The sequence below is a fragment of the Pollutimonas rozaliensis genome (genome assembly GCF_048751585.1).
Lineage (GTDB): Bacteria > Pseudomonadota > Gammaproteobacteria > Burkholderiales > Burkholderiaceae_B.
The window spans coordinates 1-237 of record NZ_JAZHOB010000356.1 but is presented as its reverse complement, the minus strand read 5'-3'; the positions used below and the strand labels follow the sequence as shown (position 1 = coordinate 237).

Annotated in this window: 1 protein-coding gene; it reads right to left on the bottom strand. The window is 51.5% G+C overall.

Features of this window, described 5'->3' with window-relative positions; translation table 11 throughout:
* On the bottom strand, positions 1 to 237 hold a 237-nt coding region (locus V0R37_RS23225), incomplete at both ends, for an alpha/beta fold hydrolase (RefSeq protein ID WP_420376707.1).

Here is a 237-nt window from a genome sequence, read left to right as displayed (position 1 = left end):
CCTGATCAATGCGTTGCGAACACGCCGCTAAATCCAGTGGTGCGGAAATAATGGTTGCCGCATCGACAATCGGATCATCCCGATAGCGCGCCAAATAGTTGACCAGCATATTACCGCCTAAAGAGACTCCAGTTGCAATGATGGTACGCTGAGGGAATTGCGCTCGTAGGTATTCAAGTACGAAACGCGCGTCTTCCGTTTCACCCGAATGGTAAGCTCGAGCTAAGCGGTTGGGTT